Source organism: Rhodococcus sp. NPDC060176 (assembly GCF_042728675.1).
GTDB lineage: Bacteria > Actinomycetota > Actinomycetes > Mycobacteriales > Mycobacteriaceae > Rhodococcus_F.
The window spans coordinates 496,052-512,773 of the sequence record NZ_JBHWYS010000001.1; the positions used below are offsets into that span (position 1 = coordinate 496,052).

The 16,722-nt window shown below is 61.9% G+C and carries 19 protein-coding genes; 7 read left to right on the top strand and 12 right to left on the bottom strand.

Going from position 1 to position 16,722, the window contains the following annotated elements; translation table 11 throughout:
• Positions 1–89 precede the first annotated feature (89 nt).
• From paaA to paaK, 6 genes are all read left to right on the top strand, one after another.
• Positions 90–1,058, top strand: a complete 969-nt coding sequence (gene paaA / locus ACFWEM_RS02255) for a 1,2-phenylacetyl-CoA epoxidase subunit PaaA (protein WP_378530763.1) — start codon at positions 90–92, stop codon at positions 1,056–1,058.
• Positions 1,055–1,357 carry a 1,2-phenylacetyl-CoA epoxidase subunit PaaB gene (paaB, locus tag ACFWEM_RS02260; RefSeq protein ID WP_378530765.1) on the top strand — a complete coding sequence of 101 codons (303 nt, stop codon included), beginning with the start codon at positions 1,055–1,057 and terminating at the stop codon, positions 1,355–1,357. The genes paaA and paaB overlap by 4 nt, the downstream gene beginning before the upstream one ends.
• Before the next feature lie 30 nt (positions 1,358–1,387).
• The gene (paaC, locus tag ACFWEM_RS02265) at positions 1,388–2,305 is read left to right on the top strand and encodes a 1,2-phenylacetyl-CoA epoxidase subunit PaaC (RefSeq protein ID WP_378530767.1); all 918 of its coding nucleotides are present in this window, start codon (positions 1,388–1,390) and stop codon (positions 2,303–2,305) included.
• 65 nt (positions 2,306–2,370) lie between these two features.
• Positions 2,371–2,829 carry a 1,2-phenylacetyl-CoA epoxidase subunit PaaD gene (paaD, locus tag ACFWEM_RS02270; RefSeq protein ID WP_378532715.1) on the top strand — a complete coding sequence of 153 codons (459 nt, stop codon included), beginning with the start codon at positions 2,371–2,373 and terminating at the stop codon, positions 2,827–2,829.
• A 4-nt stretch (positions 2,830–2,833) separates the two neighbouring features.
• Positions 2,834–3,913, top strand: a complete 1,080-nt coding sequence (gene paaE / locus ACFWEM_RS02275; RefSeq protein WP_378530769.1) for a 1,2-phenylacetyl-CoA epoxidase subunit PaaE — start codon at positions 2,834–2,836, stop codon at positions 3,911–3,913.
• A gap of 41 nt (positions 3,914–3,954) precedes the next feature.
• The gene (gene paaK / locus ACFWEM_RS02280; protein ID WP_378530771.1) at positions 3,955–5,256 is read left to right on the top strand and encodes a phenylacetate--CoA ligase PaaK; all 1,302 of its coding nucleotides are present in this window, start codon (positions 3,955–3,957) and stop codon (positions 5,254–5,256) included.
• Positions 5,257–5,259: 3 nt separating this feature from the next.
• Here paaK and ACFWEM_RS02285 read toward each other — a convergent pair whose 3' ends face one another.
• From ACFWEM_RS02285 to ACFWEM_RS02295, 3 genes are all read right to left on the bottom strand, one after another.
• Complete coding sequence (locus tag ACFWEM_RS02285) at positions 5,260–5,883, bottom strand: LysE family translocator (protein ID WP_378530774.1); 624 nt, start codon at positions 5,881–5,883, stop codon at positions 5,260–5,262.
• Between the two features lie 220 nt (positions 5,884–6,103).
• Positions 6,104–6,937, bottom strand: coding sequence for a MurR/RpiR family transcriptional regulator (locus ACFWEM_RS02290; RefSeq protein ID WP_378530776.1), 834 nt, complete (start codon positions 6,935–6,937; stop codon positions 6,104–6,106).
• 37 nt (positions 6,938–6,974) lie between these two features.
• The gene (locus ACFWEM_RS02295; RefSeq protein WP_378530778.1) at positions 6,975–7,280 is read right to left on the bottom strand and encodes a putative quinol monooxygenase; all 306 of its coding nucleotides are present in this window, start codon (positions 7,278–7,280) and stop codon (positions 6,975–6,977) included.
• A 286-nt stretch (positions 7,281–7,566) separates the two neighbouring features.
• On the opposite strand from ACFWEM_RS02295, the gene ACFWEM_RS02300 reads away from it, so the two are divergent.
• Entirely contained in the window at positions 7,567–9,099 is a 1,533-nt protein-coding gene (locus ACFWEM_RS02300; RefSeq protein ID WP_378530780.1) for an amidohydrolase family protein, read from the top strand.
• A 29-nt stretch (positions 9,100–9,128) separates the two neighbouring features.
• Here the strand turns inward: ACFWEM_RS02300 and ACFWEM_RS02305 are convergent, their stop codons facing one another.
• The 9 genes from ACFWEM_RS02305 to lepB all read right to left on the bottom strand — a co-directional run bounded on the left by ACFWEM_RS02305 (position 9,129) and on the right by lepB (position 16,720).
• A complete protein-coding gene (locus tag ACFWEM_RS02305) occupies positions 9,129–10,322 on the bottom strand; it encodes a globin domain-containing protein (protein ID WP_378530783.1) in 1,194 nt (397 codons plus the stop codon).
• Between the two features lie 31 nt (positions 10,323–10,353).
• On the bottom strand, positions 10,354–10,803 hold the full coding sequence (locus ACFWEM_RS02310) for an Rrf2 family transcriptional regulator (protein ID WP_042446409.1): 450 nt from the start codon (positions 10,801–10,803) through the stop codon (positions 10,354–10,356).
• Positions 10,804–10,922: 119 nt separating this feature from the next.
• Positions 10,923–12,053: a galactokinase gene (gene galK / locus ACFWEM_RS02315; RefSeq protein ID WP_378530785.1), complete on the bottom strand. Its 1,131-nt coding sequence runs from the start codon at positions 12,051–12,053 to the stop codon at positions 10,923–10,925.
• Positions 12,053–13,153: a galactose-1-phosphate uridylyltransferase gene (gene galT / locus ACFWEM_RS02320; protein ID WP_378530787.1), complete on the bottom strand. Its 1,101-nt coding sequence runs from the start codon at positions 13,151–13,153 to the stop codon at positions 12,053–12,055. The genes galK and galT overlap by 1 nt, the downstream gene beginning before the upstream one ends.
• On the bottom strand, positions 13,150–13,776 hold the full coding sequence (locus tag ACFWEM_RS02325) for an SMI1/KNR4 family protein (RefSeq protein ID WP_378530789.1): 627 nt from the start codon (positions 13,774–13,776) through the stop codon (positions 13,150–13,152). The genes galT and ACFWEM_RS02325 overlap by 4 nt, the downstream gene beginning before the upstream one ends.
• A gap of 21 nt (positions 13,777–13,797) precedes the next feature.
• Positions 13,798–14,382 carry a TetR family transcriptional regulator gene (locus tag ACFWEM_RS02330; RefSeq protein WP_378530791.1) on the bottom strand — a complete coding sequence of 195 codons (585 nt, stop codon included), beginning with the start codon at positions 14,380–14,382 and terminating at the stop codon, positions 13,798–13,800.
• Positions 14,379–15,428: a saccharopine dehydrogenase gene (locus ACFWEM_RS02335; protein WP_378530793.1), complete on the bottom strand. Its 1,050-nt coding sequence runs from the start codon at positions 15,426–15,428 to the stop codon at positions 14,379–14,381. Before ACFWEM_RS02335 ends, ACFWEM_RS02330 begins: the two co-directional genes overlap by 4 nt.
• 88 nt (positions 15,429–15,516) lie before the next feature.
• On the bottom strand, positions 15,517–15,870 hold the full coding sequence (locus tag ACFWEM_RS02340) for a VOC family protein (RefSeq protein WP_378530795.1): 354 nt from the start codon (positions 15,868–15,870) through the stop codon (positions 15,517–15,519).
• Positions 15,871–15,976: 106 nt separating this feature from the next.
• Positions 15,977–16,720 carry a signal peptidase I gene (gene lepB, locus ACFWEM_RS02345; RefSeq protein WP_378530797.1) on the bottom strand — a complete coding sequence of 248 codons (744 nt, stop codon included), beginning with the start codon at positions 16,718–16,720 and terminating at the stop codon, positions 15,977–15,979.
• Positions 16,721–16,722 lie beyond the last annotated feature (2 nt).

Sequence of the window (16,722 nt, forward strand, 5' to 3'; positions counted from 1 at the left end):
CGCTTGCGCCGAAAGATTCTCTTGTGCGCTTGGACACCTCGGTGCATACTAGTTACCAACCGATCATTCGGTAATAAAAGGTAGGTACGATGACCAACGTGGAAGCTCCACAAGACCTGCAGAACTTGTTCGACGAGACGATCGCGGCAGACCAGCGCATCGAGCCTCGCGACTGGATGCCGGACGGCTACCGCAAGACGCTGATCCGTCAGGTTGCTCAGCACGCGCACTCCGAGATCATCGGGATGCAGCCCGAAGGAAACTGGCTCACCCGGGCGCCGTCGCTGCGACGCAAGGCGATCCTGATGGCGAAGGTGCAGGACGAAGCCGGGCACGGTTTGTATCTCTACTCCGCGGCCGAGACGCTCGGTGCCGATCGCGGTGATCTGACCACCAAACTGATCGAGGGAAAGCAGAAGTACTCCTCGATCTTCAACTATCCGACACTTACCTACGCCGACGTGGGAGTGATCGGCTGGCTGGTCGACGGAGCCGCCATCTGCAATCAGGTTCCGCTGTGCCGCAGCTCCTTCGGGCCGTATGCACGCGCGATGATCCGTGTGTGCAAGGAGGAATCGTTCCATCAGCGGCAAGGCTTCGAGTTGTTGGCGACGATGATGCGAGGCACGGACGCTCAACGCGCGATGGTGCAGGAAGCCGTCGACCGCTGGTGGTGGCCCGCCCTGATGATGTTCGGACCCCCGGACGACGAGTCGCCGAACACCGAACAGTCGATGAAGTGGCGCATCAAGCGACACACGAACGACGAACTGCGACAGCGATTTGTCGACATGTCGATACCGCAGGCCGAGGTGCTCGGTGTGAGCTTCCCCGATCCCGATCTGCGCTGGAACCCCGAACGTGGTGCACACGATTTCGGTGAGCCGGACTGGAATGAATTCATGGACGTGGTCCGCGGTAACGGTGCGGCCAGCGTCGAGCGGATCGCCAATCGGAAAGCTGCCCACGACAACGGGGCCTGGGTCCGTGACGCCGCCTACGCCTTTGCACAGCGCGAGAGAGTCGCGCACGATCTCACGACTGGGGAAACATCATGAGCGAAAACGATCAGGTACGGGGCGAATGGCCTTTGTACGAGGTGTTTCTGCGGGGGAAGCGCGGACTGAACCACGTGCATGTCGGGTCCCTGCGTGCGGCGGACGATCAGATGGCCCTACGCCACGCGCGCGACGTCTACACCAGACGTAACGAAGGCGTGAGCATCTGGGTCGTGCCTTCCTCGAACATCGTTGCTTCGAGTCCGGCGGAGAAGGATCCGTTCTTCGCACCGAGTGGGGACAAGGTCTACCGGCACCCGACCTTCTACGACATCCCGGACTCCGTTCCCCACATGTGAGACTCCACTTCGACTTCGAGGACCAACCAGATGAACGATCACGACAGTGCCTACGACGGCCTGGTCGACGGCGACGGCCACGGTCAGTGGGCGTTCGGAACCAGCTTCGACGACCCCCTCGCCGGAGTCGACACCACGGTGCCGGATGACGTCGATCTCGGTGCTCTGGCGCGCTACTGCCTCATGCTCGGCGACGACGCGCTCGTCAGTTCGCAGCGCCTCGCCGAATGGTCGACGCGGGCACCGGAACTCGAAGAAGAGGTAGCTCTCGCGAATGTCGGTCTGGATCTGATCGGACAGGCCAGGCTGCTGCTGGCTCGCGCGGCAGCAGCCGATTCCACTGTGGTTCCGTTCATCTCGGCCACCTCGCCCGTGCCGGCTGAAGATGCGCTTGCGTTCTTTCGTGATCAGTTCGGCTTCCGAAACGTGAGACTGGTGGAGCTCGCCAACGGTGACTTCGCGCACACGGTCGTTCGGCTCCTCGTGTTCTCGACCTGGCGGCTGGCGCTGTTCGATCGGCTCCGCACGTCGCGGGACCCGGTCCTCGCGGCCGTGGCGAACAAGGGCGTCAAAGAACTGACCTACCACCGCGACTACGCGGCAAGATGGGTCGTCACCTTGGGTGCCGGCACAGCAGAATCCAAGCGTCGGTCCGCCGCCGCCCTGCTCGAGATCTTCCCTTTCGTGGACGAGCTCTTTGTTCCCACACCGGACGAACTCGTCTTGGCCGAAGTTGGTGTCGGAGTGGATCCGCGCACTGTCAGGCCGGAGTTCGACGCCGTACTTGCCCAGGTCCTGCACGCTGCCGAAATGGAAGAGCCCCCTGCACGTTTCTCCGGTTTCGTCGGCGGCCGCGGCGGGCGTGCCGGACTGCACACCGGGGCGCTGGGGCTGCTTCTCGCCGAAATGCAGAGCGTTGCTCGGGGGCATCCGGAAGGGGTGTGGTGACCGTGACTGCCACTACCGTCTCATCCGCTACTGTCTCTTCCGCGCAGGAGATCGTCGCCTCGGTGATGGATCCGGAGATGCCACTGTTGACCTTGGCCGATCTCGGCGTCATCCGATCGGTCGACGTCGACGCGAACTTCGTCTGTGTGACAATCACTCCCACTTATTCCGGGTGCCCCGCCATGGCAACGATGCGAGACGACATCGAGCACAAACTGACCGACGCGGGGTACGGCAGCGTCCAGATCAAGACTCAACTGTCGCCACCCTGGAGTTCGGATTGGATCAGCGAAGAGGGACTGGCGAAACTGCGGACGGCCGGGTACTCGGTGCCGGGGGCCGCGCCGCGTCGCACCTCCGGCCCGATCGCCTTGACCTTGACGGCCAAGCCGCGCGACATCCTGTGCCCCCAGTGCGGTTCGGCAAACACCAGACTGAGTTCGGAATTCGGTGCGACCCTGTGCAAAGCGCTCTATCGCTGCCTTGACTGCCTCGAGCCGTTCGATCACGTGAAGGAGATCTGAACAGATGAGTACCGCAACGACGAACCGGAACAAACCCTTTCACCCGTTGACGGTGACAGATGTCGAATCACTGTGCGACGACGCAGTTGCCGTCACCTTCGACGTACCCGCCGACATCGCCGATCAATTCGACTTCGGCGCCGGGCAGTCGCTGACACTGCGGCGGATGATCGACGGCGTCGAGCACCGTCGTTCGTACTCGATCTGTGCACCGGTAGGGGCGTCTCCCCGGGTGGGGGTCCGCGAAGTAGCGGACGGACTCTTCTCCACCTGGCTGGTGCACGACGTGAAGGCCGGGGATCAAATCGACGTGCAGGGCCCCTCGGGCAATTTTGTCGCCGATCCCGCATTGGGAGGACGACACGTTCTTATCGCAGCAGGTTCCGGCATCACGCCCATGCTGTCCATCGCGGCAACACTTTTGGCGAACCCCGAGGCCGATGTCACCCTGCTGTACGGAAACAGACGTACGCGCTCGGTGATGTTCGCCGAAGAGATCGCCGACCTGAAGGACCGGTACGGTGCGCGTCTGGACGTCATTCACGTTCTCTCGCGCGAGCCACGGGAGGTCGAGTTGTTCTCGGGCCGTCTCGACGCCGACCGGTTGCTTGAGATCTTCACCTCTCTGGTTCCCTGCGACCAGGTCGACGGCTTCTGGTTATGTGGCCCGTTCGGGATGGTCAACGACGCCCAGGAAGTGCTGGCCGGCTTGGGAATTGCAAAGGACCGCATTCATCACGAGCTGTTCTATGTCGACGATGTCGCGCCGCCGGTCGCCGTGCATCGGGAGCCCGGAATAGCCGGGCCAGGCAGTGAAGTCACCATCACGCTCGACGGTCGATCGACCACCGCGACACTGCCGCGAGATCAGTCGATTCTCGATGCAGCGGAACAGTACCGATCGGATCTGCCCTTCGCGTGCAAGGGCGGAGTCTGTGGCACCTGCCGTGCCAAGGTCACCTGCGGTGACGTCGAGATGCGAAGGAACTACGCACTCGAAGACTACGAAGTCGACGCGGGTTTCGTGCTGACCTGCCAGACCTTTCCTGTCGGTGAACAGATAACAGTCGATTTCGACGCCTGACCGCCCGCACAGCGCCCTCACTGAGCCCACCGGAGACAATCATGACCGAACTCGTCACTGCTACATCGCAAGACATCGAATTTGCCAGTCGGGACCGCATTTCGACGCTCCAACTCGAGCGGATGCAGTGGTCCCTGATGCACGCGTACACAAATGTTCCGCACTACCGCAAAGCGTTCGACGACGCCGGCGTTCACCCGAGTGACTTGAAGGACCTGAGCGATCTCGCGAAATTCCCCTTCACCACGAAAGCGGATCTGCGCGAGAACTATCCGTTCAAGATGTTTGCGGTGCCCCAGGACCAGGTTTCGCGGATTCATGCGTCGTCGGGAACCACCGGGCGCCCGACGGTGGTGGGATACACGAGCAACGACCTGAACAACTGGGCCGATCTCATCGCCCGCAGTCTCTCGGCCGGCGGCGTGCGATCTTCGGACAAGGTGCACGTGGCTTACGGATACGGCCTGTTCACCGGCGGGCTGGGAGTCCACTACGGCGCGGAGCGATTGGGCTGCACGGTCATTCCCATGTCCGGTGGTATGACCGAGCGGCAGATCCAGCTGATCGAGGATTTCGAACCCGACGCCATCATGGTGACTCCGTCGTACATGCTGACCATCGTGGATGCGATGATCAAGAAGGGTATCGATCCCTCCAAAACCTCACTGCGGGTCGGTGTTTTCGGAGCGGAACCGTGGACCGAACAGATGCGGACCGAGCTGGAGCAGCAACTCGACATGCATGCCGTCGACATCTACGGTCTCTCCGAGATCATGGGCCCGGGCGTGGCAATGGAATGTGTGGAAACCAAAGACGGGCTTCATATCTGGGAGGATCACTTCTACCCGGAGATCATCGATCCGATCACGGGCGAGGTGCTGCCGGACGGCGAGGAAGGTGAGCTGGTTTTCACCTCGCTTACCAAGGAAGCGCTGCCCATCATTCGTTACCGCACCAGGGATCTGACCCGACTGTTGCCCGGCACGGCGCGCTCGATGCGAAGGATGCAGAAAGTCACCGGCAGGACCGACGACATGATCATCCTGCGCGGAGTCAATCTGTTCCCCACGCAGATCGAAGAACTGATCCTGACCGTCCCTGCCCTGGCGCCCCAATTCCAGTGTGTACTGGACCGTCCGGGCCGAATGGACACCCTGACGGTTCGCGTCGAGGCCCGCCCTGATGCAGCGGTCTCGGATCACGCGGCAGCGTCTTCCGCGTTGCAGAAGCTGGTGAAGAACAAGATAGGAGTCACGGTCGAGGTGAACGTCCTCGAACCCGGCGGACTCGAACGTTCGATCGGCAAAGCGCGTCGCCTGATCGACCAGCGTCCGAAGGGCTGAAGACTACTCGAGCGCCATGCGGGTGGCGAAGATTCCGAGAATGCCACCCGCAAGCCACTTCTGAGCGCGCATCCACACCGGACGTGCCATGAGGAAGGTCGACACGGCTGCCGCACTGCAGACGATCAACGCGTTGACGGTGACTGCCACCAGGATCTGTACTCCGCCGAGTATCAGCGCTTGCTGCCAGACGGGGCCGGCAGAGGGATCGACGAACTGGGGGATGAGCGCCGCGTACATCAGCGCGATCTTGGGATTGAGCAGGTTGGTGGTCAACCCCATCCCGAACAGACGACCGCTGCCGTGGCGATCGACTTCGCCCACCTCGAAAGCGGACTTGCCACCCGGTCGTAGCGTCGACCAGGCGAGATAGGCGAGATACAGGGCGCCGCCGATCTTCACGGCGGTGAACACCGTGGGTACGGCGAAGAGAACCGCCGTCAACCCGGCACACGTCGCGGCGAGGTAGACCAGAAACCCGGTCGCGACGCCGCCGAGTGAGATCAATCCTGCTCGTCGGCCCTGACTGATGCTGCGGGACACCAGGTAGATCATGTTGGGGCCCGGTGTCAAGACCATCGCGAGGGCGATCAGCGCGACTCCCGTCATCGACGCTGACGTGATCATGTCGGTCTCCCACTACTCGGTCTGGTTGCTTTCTCGGCAGTTGCCCAGACGAGTACACAAGGGGTTGCGGTCGCGCGCCAAGGTCCAGTTCGCAGACAGTGGTCCGGTGTAGGGGCTCTGTGCAGAACCCCTACCTTTCTCCCGAACCCGACCATCGCGAAAGAATCTCTACTGCATTCTGTTCGGGAGTGTCTTCGGGGTTGACGTCAGACATCTCGACTCAGTCTCGGTCATCCATGAGATCAAGGTCGTTCCATACCTTTTGGACCAGGCCGGCAGCGTGATTACTGTCGGCGTCGCGGAGCTCGCCAAGCACGGCCTGCACCGCAGCCACCATTGCGGTGACCGAGACCGAACCGTCGATGCCCTCGATGGGAGAGACGATCAGGTGTGTGGCGTCATCGGCCAGGCGAGATGAGCGCAGGTCGGTGAGGACGCAGACGGTGGCGCCGCGTTCGCGGCCCATGCGAGTCAGTCCGCGCAAGGTCCGGGTCAGTCTCCAGACGTTGATGACGACCAGACAGTCGGTCTCACCGAGGCTGTTGACTTCGATCGCCTGGGTCGTCGGGTGGCCGAATGAGAGCTGGATGTCGTGGCCGTAGATCGTGCCGAGCGTGCCGAGAACTTGTGCGGGTGCGGCGCCGACTCCGGAAGTGATGACGAGTGTCCGGCGGGATCGTTTTATGGCCCCCGCGATGGCCCGGATAGCTGCTAGGTTCGACTCGGTGGCGAGTGCGGCGATGTTCGCGCTGTCCTGGCGGAACAGCTGTGTGGCCTCGGTCGGCTCGGTGGTGGTGGTGGCGTTTCCCGCGGCGACTTTGCCGAGGTAAACGGCGCGCAACTCCTCGCGCAGCTCTTGCCATCCAGCAAAGCCGAGTTGTTGTGCGGTGCGTACCACGGTGGATACGTTGACGTCGGCGCGTTCGGCGACCTCGCGGGCAGAAGAGTACGTGGCGAATTGGGGCGCTCGAACCAGGACGTTGACAACTTTCTTCCCACCGAGGCTGAGCGTATCGCGCCCGTCCCTGTCCGCCAGCCATTCCTCGATTGCCACGTCGTCTCTTCCCGTTGGAGTGGCCAACCGAGTGGAGTCATGATTCCCGGTCGGTGTGGTGCACGATGTGGAACCGGTGTGAGCGTGTGCTGTCTCCGGAGTCGAAGAACGACGCCATGCTGCGACCGAATTCCAGGTGTACCGGCGAATTCTGCCACACCGTGTAAGCCGAATCGTCGGGCCACAGTGCAGTGACCACCAAAGTGGTCGGGTTGTCCTCGGCGACCATGACTTGCGTCGACAGAGCGCCCGAGGCTTCGAGGACACCTGCCTCTCGGTAGAACGTGATCAAGTCCTCGATCCGGCCTGCGGTGGGTTGCAAGGTCAGCACTGAAAGAATCATGCATCAATTGTTGCATATCATTTGATTTGCATCTAGTGTTTGGAATCGCTTCATTGGGATGGTGTCGTGACACCTCGGGGTGTTGGTTTCCACGCAGTCCGACCCAACTGATTTCGGCCGCGCCGTCCGGCTGAACCTGTTCGCACACAATGCAAATCGATGTTCGGTGGTCGCGGAGTTCAGAGTGGGCTCTTGCCGTTGAGTGTGCGTGGGTTGCAACAGACTTCAACACACGCGGAGTTGCCGCCCAGCGTTCTTCTTCCGCATATCTCGAGAGAGGCAACACATGTCGAACACGTCCTCCCCGATCATCGCGTCCGGAACCGAAGGGAGTCTCGGCCGCGGGCCGTACAAGCGACTGTTGCTCCAGAACGTCACTGTCATCGACGGATCCGGAGCACCGCCCTACGGACCCGCCGACGTCGTCATCGAGAAGGACCAGATCCGTTCGATCAACTCCGCCGGCCGAAACACCGACATGACTCAGCACGGTCGAATTACCGATTCCTCCGCCGAGGTGCTGGATCTCAGTGGTCACTACGTGCTTCCGGGTCTCATCGACTCACACGCCCACATAGGCTTCTCGCATCAGGGGCCGGGAGCCGACTACATCTACCAACTCTGGCTCGGGCACGGAATTACCACGGTCCGTGAGCCCGGCGCGATAGTCAATGGCGTTCCGTTCACACTCGACGAAGCTGCCCGCAGTGATGCCAACGAGATCACCGCACCTCGCATCGTCACCTACGCCGCCTTCGGGGCTGGGCGCGGCGAACCGTTTCGCACCCCGAAAGACGCCGAGGAGTGGGTCTCTGCGCAAGCCGATGCCGGCGCGGCCGGAATCAAGTTCTTCGGCGCTCCACCGGAAATCTTCAAGGCAGCCATCGAGGAGGCAACGCGTCTGGGTCTGGCCACCGCGTGTCACCACGCCGTCAGTGACGTCGCCCGCGTCAACGCTCTGACCACTGCACGCTGGGGTCTCACCAGCATCGAACACGGCTACGGGCTACCGGAATCAATGTTCGCAGACCGTCGGGTTCAGCGCTTCCCCGCCTCCTACAACTACAACAACGAGCACGATCGTTTCGAACAACTCGGACGGCTCTGGCACGAAGCAGCCGAACCGGGCAGCCGCGTCTGGGATGAAACCATCGACGAGCTTGTCGCTCTCGGAACCGCGATGGATCCCACTCTGGTCGTTTACGTCGCCTCCCGCGACGCTGCGCGGGCCCGCGGTCGTGAGTACCACCGCGACTACACCGCCCCACAAGCCTGGCAATTCTTCCAGCCGCATCCTGAGACTCACGGCTCGTACTTCACCGACTGGGGCACCGAGGAGGAAGTCGCTTGGAAAGAGAACTACCGCCTGTGGATGACCTTCGTCCGAGACTTCTACCACCGTGGTGGTCTACTCACCGCCGGTTCTGACGCAGGCTTCATCTACAACCTGTACGGGTTCGGTCTCATCGAGGAACTGGAGCTACTGCGAGAGGCGGGACTGACGGCCCTCGAAGTGCTCCAGTGCGTCACCTCCAACGCCGCAACCCTTTTGGGACGAAATGATCTCGGGATCGTCGAGCCGGGGAAGCGCGCCGACCTGCTCGTCACCGCCGAAAATCCTCTTGCCAACCTCAAGACTCTCTACGGTCACGGTCACCTGCGCCGTCAACCCGACGGCACCATGGCTCGCGTCGGCGGGGTTCGCTACACGATCAAGGACGGCATCGTCTTCGACGCTGCAAGCTTGCGGGCCAACGTCCGCGACATGGTGGCCACTGAGCGCGAACGCCTGGGAGTCGATGCGCCCTACACCCCCTGACGCAAGTCTCGAGTGTAGGGAATCGCCGCTCAGGTATTGGCCCAGCTGTCCGGTCCGAAGACCTCGTAGTGGATATTCTGTGCCGGCACATCCCGTTCGAGCAACGATGCGCGCATCGCCAACATGAACGGCATCGGCCCGCACAGGAAGGCCTGGGTATCCGGCTCCACTGCGATGTCTTCCAGATTCGCTCGTCCTTCGTGAACCGATCCGAACGCAACGTGCGTGCCGAGATCTTCGTACCAGCGGTGCAAGGTTGCGGCGGGAATCTTTTCGACGAGCGTGCTGAGTTCTGCTCGGTGAGCATGATCGGCGATGGATCGGTCAGCATGAATAACGGAGACGGAACGCTGTGCACCGGTGTCCGCAAGATGATTGAGCATGCCGATCATCGGTGTGCAACCGATTCCGGCCGACGCGAGGAGCAGTGGTGAGTCGTCGTCGGGCATGGTGAGATCACCGAACGGTGTGGTGACGGAGAGCTCTTGTCCTTCGAATACATTGTTGTAGAGGAAGTTCGACACCTCGCCGTCGGGAGTTCCCGAGATTCGCTTCACACTGATCCGCCAGTCAGCGCTGCTCGGCACCGAGCACAAGCTGTACTGACGAATCTGGCGAGCGCCGTCTGGAAGCACCACGCCGACCGAAAGGTACTGTCCGGGAGCGAAGGTGGGCAGTGCGCTGTCGTCGAGCGAGGTGAGTGTCAGTGAGACGGTGTCGGCAGATTGCAGGACGCGCTCACTGATTCTGACAGTTCGCCACACGTCACCGGTCTCGACTCCGGCGAGCTGGTAGAGGCCCCGTTCCATCGTGATGAGAGTTTCGGCCATCAGCCAGTAGACCTCGTCCCATGCTGCCGCGACCTCGGGAGTGACTGCATCGCCGAGTATTTCGACGATTGCGGCGAAGAGGTGTTCGTGGACGATCGCATACTGGTCAGGGGTGATGCCCAACGACGCGTGCTTGTGAGCGATACGTGAAAGGATGAGATCAACCTTGGCACTGTCGGGTTCGAGTTGCAGTGTTGCGAATGCCGCGATAGCGCCGGCAAGTGCTTTCTGCTGTTCACCCTGCTTCTGATTGCCTCGATTGAAGAGATCGCGTTCGAGTTCGGGATGTGCGTCGAACATCTTGCGGTAGAACAGGGTTGTGATATCGCCGATGGCAGCGCCGACCACGGGAAGGGTGGCGCGAATGACCTCGGTTGACTGTGGGGAAAGCATGAGCTGCTCCGTTCGGTCGAAATTCGGTTGATCAGCCTGCTTCGTCGCTCCGGGTGGTGAGGCGAAGCAGAACAGTTTTGGACGGCTGACGGATGACGTCTTCGATCGTGACCGCGTCGAGCGAAACGAAAAACGCTTCCTGAGCGTCGCGCAACGCACTTCGAAGGAGGCAACCGCCGCGCAGTGGGCACGGCTTGTCGCCCTCGCAGTCGACGACCTCGCCGGGCCCTTCGAGGCGTCGGGCCAGCCAGCCGATGGTGGCGGTGCGGCCGAGTTCGGTGATGGAAAGTCCACCGCCGCGGCCGCGCCTGGTTGTGACGATGCCCAACTCGCCGAGCCGTGTAACCACCTTGGTGGCATGGGAGTACGACACGTTGAGCTGCTGCGCAACATCCCGGGTACTGGGGGAGGCGTCCGCGTCGAGTACGGCCAACCGCATGACGACGCGCAATCCCAGATCGGTGAACTGCGTCAGTTGCATGACTTGAACCTACATAATTCGCATCTGAGATGACTATTTATGTGAGGGGGATCTCGAGGTGTCCCAACCGGAGCGAACGGTACGTTTGGCGCCGTCAGTGCGCTGAAAGTGCCGTTCGCTCACAGCCGGGTGGCCGAACCCCCGGCGACGGCGGTGAGAAAGTGGGGCGCTCGCCAGCCTCGCGCTGCAAATTCGCGGCCCACCGACGCAGTGACCTCCGCTCCCCTACCTACCGGAACCAATGCGATGGCCGAACCTCCGAAGCCGCCACCGGTCATCCGCGCACCGATCGCGCCGCCGCGTCGTGCTGCGGCAACGGCGACGTCGAGTTCTTCACACGAGACCTCGAAGTCGTCGCGCAACGACGCGTGGGATTTGTCGAACAGCGTTCCGACATCACTGAATCTGCTGTTGCGTAGGAGTTCTGCTGCTTGCCGTGTTCGGGTGATCTCGGCCACGACGTGCCGCGCCCGTGTCCGGAGAATCGGATCTGACAACGATTCGGCCTGTTCTGCAGTTGCTTCTCGCAAACTGTCGACGCCGAGAGCCTTTGCGGCGTCGACACATTGGGATCGGCGCAACCCGTACTGTCCGTCCGCGAGTGAGTGTTTGACCCGGGTGTCGACGACGATCAGTTCGAAGCCGGCATTGTGGAGATCGAATGGAATGGGTTCGGTTGATCCGTCCTGGCAGTCCAGCAGCAACGCAGTCGAGGGTCTGGCAAAGAGGGCGATCGTTTGGTCCATCCCGCCGGTCGGTGCGCCGACGCCCTCGTTCTCCGCTCGGATGCACATCTTCACCAGCTGATCTCGGCTGAACGGCGAACCGTGAAGATCGTTGACGGCCAACGACACAGAGCAGGTGAGGGCAGCGGAGCTCGACAGCCCGGCCCCGACCGGTACCGACGAGTCGACCGCCAGATCGATACCCTCGAGGGGAAGACCTTCGCGCGCCAGCGACCACATCACGGCCGTGGGGTAGGCGGCCCATCCTGCTGCGATGTCGCCGACGGACCCGGAGTATGTCTCGTCGGATTGCCGACTGTGAACGCGCACAGTCCTGTCGCTGCGCAGCGCGGCGGCTACCAGTGTTCGCTGCTCGAGAGCGACGGGCAAGCACAAGCCGTTGTTGTAGTCGGTGTGCTCGCCGATGAGATTGACTCGACCGGGCGCCGCCCAGACCCCGGTTGCCGGATATCCGTAGGTGTCGTGGAACTGTTGGAGTACAGATTCTTTCGAGACAGGATCCACTATTTCAACTCCCGCAGGCGGGCCGCGACTGCCTCGGGAAGTGTGTCGTTCACCCAGGCGCCCATTGCGGACTCGGACCCGGCGAGGTATTTGAGTTTGCCGGGTGCACGCAAGATCGAGAACAGTTGAAGATGCAGGCGACCCAGCGCGCGGTCCACGCGCACCGGGGCTTGGTGCCAGGCCGCGATGTACGGCACTCGGTCGACGCCCGGATAGAAGCGGTCGACACGGCGTAGGAGATCTTGGTAGACCACCGCAAGCTCCTCGCGCTCTTCGTCGTTCAGTGACGGAAGGTCCGGGATGTCGCGGTGCGGCGCAAGGTGAATCTCGATGGGCCATCGTGCAGCAGTCGGAACGTAGGCGCTCCAGTGGTCGCCGTCGTAGATCAACCGTGACTCGTCTTTGCGCTCGAATGCCAGAACGTCGGCGAGTAGTGAGCGACCGGTGCGCTGGAAGTGCTTGCCCGCTTGCGTCAGCATCGATCGGGTGCGTGGCGTGAGAAAGGGGTATGCGTAGATCTGTCCGTGCGGATGGGTGAGTGTCACCCCGATCTCTTCGCCCCGATTCTCGAAGCAGAACACCTGTTCCACATCTGGATCCGCCGACAACTCTTCGGTCCGAGAAATCCAGGCACCGACAATCTTGCGCATGCGTTCGAGCGGAAGTTCGGCGACGGACGCCGTGTGATCGCTCGAGAAACACATCACCTCGCAGTGGCCGACAGCTGGGCGATCGCTCGGGTCGTCTCCTGGACTGTGGGCGGCATCGCCGGGCGCCGACGCAAAACTCGGAAACCGATTCTCGAACACCGCGACGTCGTAGTCCGATTCGGGTATCTCTGTGGGCGTGCGTGTTTCGTTGGTCGGGCACAGCGGGCAATCGGCGGCCGAGGGGAGGTGGGTCCGCGTCATACGATGTGAGGCCATGGTGATCCACTCGCCGGTGAGGACGTCGAACCTCATCCGAGAAGAGTGGTCGAGCGCCGGCAATTCGCGTGAATCTCGCGCAGTGCGGGCGCGGAAACGGCCGGCGTCGTCGAAGTAGAAGATCTGGCGACCGTCGGCGAGGATGCGGCGGGTCGGGTTGCGATCTGACGTCATGCGTCGACTTCCCATTCCAGAACACCCTTGCTGACAACGGGTTTCCACACTCCTATCGTGGATCCTGTTTCCAGCGCAGTGGCGTGGGCGGCCAACATGACCGAGATGGACGCCCAGATCGGACCCCCGTTGTCGGTGGCGTCCGACGCATATTCGGTCACACAATGATGAAGTGCACCACTGCGTGTGTCCACGAAGTAGTGGTACTCGTCCAGTCCGGCAAAGGGAACGAACGAGGGGATGAACATGGTTGCGGCAGTGCCTGCGTCGCGTTGATCGTGTCGATCCATCTCGTCCTCGGCGTAGAGGTCCGGATTCTCGTAGATCGTCTCGTCCCACGTTTCGAGGAGTGTGAGGCGAACTTCGGTTGCGACGTCGATGGGGTAGAAGAACTTGTCGGGGAGCACACTGCCGAGAAAGAGCCCCGTCCGGTCGTCGTGAGTCAGGCTGCCGTTGTGCACCCGATACAGGTCGCGAAGTTCCTCGGGCCACGTGACGCCGGTCGACGCTTCGAATTCCTCGATGACGGTGTCACCGAGTCCTGGTTGAAACGCTGCAGCCGTCACCGGCGCGTGTGTACGGCACCACGCTTCGATTCGGCTCCATTCGTTTGCAACGCTCATGGGCCTTACGATACGTCCGAGTCAGGACCCGTGAATCAGGTACTGCAGCGTGTTCACCAGCTTTCGGTCCGAAGCCTCCGACTTTCGACCGGCAATGCCTGAACGAAGAACGGCGGAACCCTCGAGCAGACTCACGATGGTTTGCGCCGTTGCACCAAGGCCCGCAGCATCCAGATCCGGTTGTGCACACGCAACAGCGCGCTCGACGTGTGCGATGTACTGCGCGTAGAAGTCTCGAACCACCACCGCCACTTCCTCGTCTGCCGCAGCAATCGCCCACACTTCGACGTACAGACGCACGGTGGCCTGGTCATCCTGTTCTCCGAGCAGGACTGCGATGAAGTGCTCGGACTCTTCGCGAGAAAGGCTCTGATCCGTGTCTGTGATGGCAGCGAGGCGATCCAGTGAGCGAGTCAATGCACGTGACATCACCGCGCGGATCAGGTCTGCACGGGTGGGGTAGTAGTGCTGCAGATGCCCCACCCGCACTCCGGCAGCGGCCGCGAAATCGCGCATTGCCGAGTTGGCATTGCCCTGCGTGGTGAGGACCTGTTCTGCTGCGTCGAGAAGTGCTGCCGCGCGGGCGGCACCCTTGGAAGGGGTCATGCCCGCAATACTGCCACCCCGAAGTTCTCCAACTCGGAGACGGTGCTGCACGGATTCGGAAGCGACTCGGGGAAAGCAACTCCCGGCTGAGCATCGTCGGCCAAAGCATGTCTGACGGCCATCGCGCCGCCCACCGCAGTGAGGTGGGCTTGACCTCGAGGATCGACGATCGTTGCGCTTGCCGCGGCGTCCGGGCCGGTGACATCGATGCGTACTTGCGCGCTCCCGCCCTTGCCGGACGAGTACAGGAGTCCGCGTCGTAGCGGCGTGAAGCGGTCACCGCGACCCCAACGGAACAGGCCCACCTTCTTGGCGGCGAGCAGGGCAGTTGTGGATGCATTCGAACTGAAACCGATTCGAGTACTGGCAGTTTCGGCGCCGAGGGTCATGGGAAACGTGAATTGTTCCGGAGTGTCGATTCTTCCGACCTTGGTGCGCGATCCGGGAAAGTCGATCCAGCGTGTATCCGTCAACGGGCTGACGGTGATCGGGTTGCCTTGCTGCATCACCTCGAAATCCTGGCCGAGACGATCGATGAAGTCGACGGAGTCGAGCCCGGCAATGTCGTTGACGTCGTAGCGAATCGAGACGTCGATCGCGGTTGCGCCGCCCAGTTCCTCGGCCAACGCTGCGGCGACGACGTTGGTGACTCCGCCCATCCAGCCGGACGAGAGGTACACCGGTGCGCTCGGCGACATCTGACCCGCCAGAGTTGCGGCGCGGGCGACGCGGGTTGTCCAGCGAGTGATGTCGACGTAGGGGATCCCGGCCTCGACGGCAGCGGACAGCACACGATCGTGGGGATCGTTGACCGTCGATACGACCGTGCGTACCGACGCGTCGAAAGGCGTCGGGTCGAGGAGGTCCCAGCGGCGGACGGTGGCACCGTGACGGCGCGCCAGTTCGTTGCCGCGCTCGGGGGTACGCCCGGTGAGGAGCAGTGGGAAGTCGGGGGCGAGCAGCGCGGTCAGGGCGCTGCCCACGGTTCCGTATCCGCCGGCCACGAGGATCGGGCCGTCGGCTGAATACTGCAAGGAATCTTTCATGCTCTCAACTCTAGGTCAAATGACCTAAAACGTCGAGCGACGTCTTTCAAGTGCTCAGTCCCGGTGTTCGTTCAGTCCCGGTGTTCGTTCAGTCACCGTGTTGCACGATGTTGACGACGTTGCCGTCCGGCGCCCTGACGAGGAATCGGCGAACACCCCACTCTTCGGTCGTAATGGGGTGCACGATTTCGTAGCCGAGTCTGCGGGCCTCTTCGTAGGCGCCGTCGACGTCGTCAGCGTGGACGGAGATGACCGAGTCCTCGGCCGCCGTCGCGTCGTGCGTGACGAGTTGTACGTGCGCACCGGTGTCGGGTGAGGTGTAGCGAGCGACCCACCCCATGTTGAACTCTTCGGTACTCAGACCGAGATAGTCGGAGTAGAAACTCCTGGCGGTTCCGACATCGGCGACCTTGAGATTGGCGGTGATGCGTCGTGCACGCATGCGGTTCTCCTACCTTCGGCAACAGATGTGCTCGATGATCGTCCGAATGCGGAGTTGTGTCGACCGTGTAGTCCGAAGATGCTTTCCTACTGGCTGATTCGGTTGGTCACTGCGGATCGAACGAACTCACAGTTCCCCACCGTGAGAAGGGAAGGACGATCAGTTGAACCTTGCCGATCACATTGTCGATCGGCACTGTTCCACTGTGTTCGTCTTCGAGATGGAATCGTGAATCCTTCGAATGGGCGCGGTTGTCGCCCATCACCCACAGGTTCCCGTCGGGAACGGTGACCGGACCGAAATACTTTCCTTGGCAGGGGATGCCGTTGCCGGGAATGCGATCGTCGATGTACGGCTCCGTCAGCGGTTTGCCGTTCACTCTGAGCCCCTCGTCCTCGGACAGGCACTGTACGGTTTGGCCTCCAACCGCGACTACCCGCTTGACGAGGTCGTTTTCGTCCGGTGGGACCAATCCGACGATGGACCCAAGTCCCTGAAGCGCGCGAATCACCGAGTTGTCGGAGCGAATGGATCGATACTCGTCGTTCCAGGATTCGGGTCCCTTGAACACGACCACGTCCCCAGGTTGTGGATCCCCGAATCGATAACTGATCCGGTCGACGAGGATCTTGTCTCCGGTGCAGCCGGTACATCCGTGAAGCGTCGGTTCCATGGACTCCGACGGGATCAGAAAAATACGTCCGACGAAGTTCTGAATGACAACACTCAGCACGAGTGCGACCACAACGAGGATCAGAATCTCACGCCACAGTGGGCGTTTTCTCGGGCGATCGGCCACAGTCGATTCAGTTGATTCAGTCGAGTCTTCGTGGGCGTCGGATTCCGTCACAC